3 protein-coding genes and 1 pseudogene are annotated in these 4,636 nt (G+C 72.4%); all 4 read right to left on the bottom strand.

Features of this window, described 5'->3' with window-relative positions; all coding sequences use genetic code 11:
* Nucleotides 1-257 (bottom strand): annotated as a pseudogene (locus B9S61_RS08620) (hypothetical protein); the annotation flags it as partial.
* Between the two features lie 238 nt (nt 258-495).
* Nucleotides 496-1,242 (bottom strand): SDR family oxidoreductase, encoded by a 747-nt coding sequence (locus B9S61_RS08625; RefSeq protein ID WP_103541720.1) that lies wholly within the window; start codon nt 1,240-1,242, stop codon nt 496-498.
* 150 nt (nt 1,243-1,392) lie between these two features.
* The gene (locus tag B9S61_RS08630) at nt 1,393-3,120 is read right to left on the bottom strand and encodes an L-aspartate oxidase (RefSeq protein WP_103541721.1); all 1,728 of its coding nucleotides are present in this window, start codon (nt 3,118-3,120) and stop codon (nt 1,393-1,395) included.
* A gap of 472 nt (nt 3,121-3,592) precedes the next feature.
* Nucleotides 3,593-4,489 carry an RNA polymerase sigma-70 factor gene (locus tag B9S61_RS08635; RefSeq protein ID WP_103541722.1) on the bottom strand — a complete coding sequence of 299 codons (897 nt, stop codon included), beginning with the start codon at nt 4,487-4,489 and terminating at the stop codon, nt 3,593-3,595.
* Nucleotides 4,490-4,636: the final 147 nt, after the last annotated feature.

Raw genomic sequence — 4,636 nt, forward strand, 5'->3', positions numbered from 1 at the left:
CGGGCGGGTGCGCCGGTGAGAAGGCCGGTGGCCACCGCGGTGAACGCGATCCCCGGCTGCTCCCTCCGCGACGGCGGTGCGGTCCGGGCGATCGGCAGGCGCGGACCGCGGCCGGCGACGGCACCGGCTCCGTGGGCATCGGGAGTGAACTCGCGCCGTACCAGCGCGTACCCGCCCCGGAGGTGCGCGGCCGCGAGCACACCGCCGCCGCCTCCCGCCACCACCGTTACGGGCCGGGGCAGGCCTTGCAGACCCAAGCCAGTCATCGTTCGTCCCTCTCTCGCCGAGGCGCCGAGTCGTCCGTGTTTCCTTCCTATGGACCGGACAGCCGCCCCATCTGTGACAGCGAAGGTCAGTCGCATGTCGCGGAAGCGCTCCGCCGTGCCCCCGGCGCCGCAGTCGGTGAAGGGCGGAAGGCGGTGTGCTCGCGGAGGCGCCCGAGCACGGAGAAGTGCCCCGGCCCCTGATCAGGTGCCGGGGCCTCACCCGCGGGGGTCAGCTCTGCCGCGCGAGCCAGTCGGTGTAGCGGGTCTCGGCGAGGTGCGCGCCGGGGCCGGGGAGCAGGGTGTTCTCCTCCAGCGGCGCACCGGAGTACGGCGCCCCGGGGTCCGTCACCACGGTGCGGGGGTCGTTCTGGGCGGCGAGCGTGTCGCGGATGATTTCGTCCAGCCGGAACACCTCGGGGCCGGCGACCTCCACCACCCCGTCGACGGGCGGACCGACGGCCGTACGGCCCACGGCAGCGGCCACGTCGTCGGAGTGGACGGGCTGGATACCGGCCGAGGAGAGACGCACGGTGTCGCCCTCGGTCGCCAGATCCGCGATGCCCTTCATGAATTCGAAGAACTGGGTGGCGTGGACGATGGAGTACGGCATGCCCGACTCCCTGATCAGGTCCTCCTGCACCTGCTTGGCACGGAAGTAGCCGCTCTCCTGGAGCCGTTCGGTGCCCACCACGGACAGTGCGACATGGTGGGTCGCACCGGCCACCGCCTCCGCCTTGAGGAGGTTGTCGGTCGAGACGCGGAAGAACTCCATGGCGGCGTCGTCCGCGAACGAGGGCGAGTTGGAGACGTCGACCACGACCGGGGCGTCTCGCAGGACCTCGGCCAGGCCTTCGCCGGTGAGGGTGTTGACGCCCGTGTTGGGCGCGGCGGGGACCGCCTCGTGCCCGTCGGCCTTGAGCTTCTCGACCAGCTTCGAGCCGATGAGCCCGGTACCGCCGATCACCACGATCTTCATGAGGGGATCCTCTCGGTGCTTTTCTGGTTTTCTGGATTTCCGGTGTCCCATGGGCGTCTTCACCCGGGATGACCGGATGGGCGCCGGGTGTGTGACGGCTGCCCGGGATGCCCGGCATTCCTCCGTCCGGCGCGGGTGTCGCACCGCCGGTCACTCGGCCAGCTTGCCGTCGGTGGACACCTCCTCCATCAGGGAGGCGATGTCACCGGGGACGGGGGGAACGCTCTCGCGGGTGATTCCCGTCGTCGGCGACCAGACGAGATTGACCTGGAGTGCCGGGTCCGTGTCCGGGTGGTCGCTGCGGTTGTGGCAGCCACGGGTCTCCCGGCGTTCGAGCGCCGCTTCGAGCGTGGCCCGGGCGGAGAGGGCCGCGGACTTCAGGTCGAAGGCGTGTGCGAGGTCCTGGAACCCGGCGATGTCCGGGTGGACGCCGATGTCCTCCATGCGCTTCTCGATCGCGGCGAGTTCGGCCAGTCCGGTCCGCAGTCCCTCCTCGTCCCGTACGACGCCCGCGTGCGCGGTCATGGTGTCGCGGACGGCGCGCTGCAGCGCGCGGACGTTCTCCGGTCCGTCGGCGGCGAGGAGGCCGTCGACCTCCGCACGCGCCTCGGCCACCGCCTTCGCCGACCGCGGGTGGGCGGTCAGCGACTCCGAGTGGGCGGCGGCCTGCCCGGTGATACGGCCGTAGACCAGCAGCTCGATGAGGCTGTTGCCGCCGAGACGGTTGGCGCCGTGCAGGCCGCTGGACGCCTCGCCGATGGCGTACAGGCCGCGGACGTCGGTGCTGTGGTCCTCCGGGCGGACCCATACCCCGCCCATCGAGTAGTGCGCCGTGGGCGCGACCTCGATCGGGTCCCGGGTGATGTCGAGCATCTGCAGGTCCAGCAGTGTCTGGTACACCCGGGGCAGCCGCCGCATGACCGTCTGCCGGGGCAGGTGCGAGACGTCGAGCCACACGCCGCCCTTCCCGGTGCCGCGGCCCTCCTTGATCTCCGTGTAGGAGGCCAGGGCGACCCGGTCGCGGGTGGACAGCTCCATGCGCTCGGGGTCGTAGCGGCTCATGTACCGCTCACCGAGCGCGTTGCGCAGGATGCCGCCCTCACCGCGCGCGGCCTCGCTGACCAGGGTGCCGGCCGCGTTCTCCGGCTCGATGATCCCGGAGGGGTGGAACTGCACCAGCTCCGGGTCGCGCAGCCGGGCCCCGGCCTCCACGGCGAGCCGGAACGAGTCACCGGTGTTCTCGTCCCGCCGCGAAGAGGTGCGCCGCCAGACGCGGGTGTGTCCGCCGGCCGCCAGGATGACGGCGTCGGCGTGGATCAGGTAGCGGGTCCCGTCGGTGAGACCGAACCCGTACGCGCCGAACACGGCACCCTCGTGGGTCAGGATCCGGGTGATGTACACACCGTCGAGCACCGGGATGTCCAGCTGGTCCGTCCGCCTGATGAGCGTGCGCTGGATCTCCAGACCGGTGTAGTCCCCGGCGAAGGCGGTGCGCCGGAACGTGTGCGCCCCGAAGAAGCGCTGGGAGATGCGGCCGTCCTCCTCCCGGGCGAAGGCCATGCCGTACCGCTCCAGGTCGTCGATGCCGAGGGCGGCTCCCCGGGTGACGATCTCGGCGGTGCGGGGGTCACCGAGCAGGTAGCTCTCCTTGAGGGTGTCCGCCGCGTGCTGCTGCCAGCTGTCGCCGGGGTCCATGGTGGCCAGGGCCGCGTTGATGCCGCCGGCCGCGAGGGACGTGTGGGCGTCCTCCCTGGGGCGTTTGCCGACGGCGAGGACGTCGACACCGGCCTCGGCCAGCTCGATCGCCGCCCGCAGTCCGGCTCCGCCCGTGCCGATCACCAGGACCAGGGTGGAAAGACGTTGTTCGGTGACAGCCACGATTGCTCCGATCGTCGGGGTGTTCACCGACTACGACCGGATGACCGAGGAGGTTGTGACAGCCGGCGCCGCGCGCCCCCGGTCCCAGGATGCGCTCGGGTGAACACGTCGGCGACCCGGCCGGTCCGGCCGCCCCGTCCGCTGCCCGGGCCGGCGCGGCGGTGTCACGACCGTGGTGGCCGCGGTCGTCGCCCGGTGGTCGGGCGCCGTACCGGAGGGCGGCCGGCCACCGTGGGCGGCCCGTCGGCGGGGACCGTTCCAGGTCGCCGGTGACGCGGATGTCTTGACGGTCCGGCCGCGGGCTCCGGTCCCGCGTGGGCCGGGTGCGGCCGGAAGCGGCTGTCCCGGGGTGGGCCCGGTGTCCGGTTCGGTGGTCCTGCGCTCACCCACCGGGACAGCGGCACCCCCATCGTCGTGACGTCCGGAGGGGAGTGCGCGGAGCGGCGCTTCCCGCAGCGGTGCCCGCTCGCGGTCAGGCACTCAGGGACGCCACGTAGGGCGCCAGCTTGTCCGGGTTCATCACCCACATGATCCGGTCGATGCCTTCCGCGGACGCGTCGACGGACAGCAGGGCCACCGGGTCGCCGTCCACCGAGACGAGAACGGCGGGACGCCCGTTGGCCTCGACCCACCGGGTCGCGGCCGGCGGCCAGAACCGCGGTGCGAAGGCGACGAGGTACTTGGACACGTGCGTGCGTCCGACGACGGGGATCCGTGAAGCGCCCCGCACACCGCCGCCGTCGGCGTAACTGACGACGTCGGCGGCCAGTACGTTCTCCAGCACCGCCAGATCGCCCGTCCGCGCGGCGGCGAGGAACGATTCCAGCAGGCGGCGGTGGTCGGCGGGACTGACCTGCTCCCTGCGCTCGGCCGCGAGGTGCTTGCGCGCGCGGCTCACCAGCTGCCGGGTGTTGGCCTCGCTCGTCTCCAGGATGTCCGCGACCTGCTTGTAGGGGTAGTCGAAGGCTTCCCGCAGCACATACGCCGCCCGCTCCACCGGATTCAGCTTCTCGAGGAGGAGGAGCACCGCCATCCCGAGCGCCTCGGCCCGCTCGGCGCCCATCTGCGGGTCCTGCGTGGTGTCGACCGGTTCGGGGAGCCACGGACCCACGTACGCCTCGCGCCGGACCCGCGCCGACTGGGCGACGTTGATGGCCAGCCGCGCCGTGACCGTCGTCAGGAACGCCGTGGGCTCGTGGATGCCGGTGCGGTCGGTGTTCTGCCACCGCACCCATGTCTCCTGGAGGACGTCCTCGGCCTCCGCGGAGCTGCCGAGCATCCGGTAGGCGATCCCGAACAGCTGCGGGCGCGCCGCGAGGAAATCCTTCGTCGCCCGGTCGAGGGATGCGCTGTCGTCCCCAGCGTGCATGACGGTCCCTTCCGACTCCCGGCGCACCCATGCTACAAGCCGCTCCGGCGCCCCGCGCCCGCGGCCGTGACAGCCCGCACGGCGCCCCGACCTGCTGGAAGAGGTTTCCGTGCGCCGGCCGGCACCGCGTCGCCTCCCCGGCTCGTA

Origin of the sequence: Streptomyces sp. SM1 (assembly GCF_002910825.1) — a bacterium.
Classification (GTDB): Bacteria; Actinomycetota; Actinomycetes; order Streptomycetales; family Streptomycetaceae; genus Streptomyces; species Streptomyces okerensis.

Excerpts from the sequence above, each read along its gene's own strand:
- B9S61_RS08625 (WP_103541720.1), bottom strand. The coding sequence starts at position 1,242 with ATGAAGATCGTGGTGATCGGCGGTACCGGGCTCATCGGCTCGAAGCTG.
- B9S61_RS08635 (WP_103541722.1), bottom strand. The coding sequence starts at position 4,489 with ATGCACGCTGGGGACGACAGCGCATCCCTCGACCGGGCGACGAAGGAT.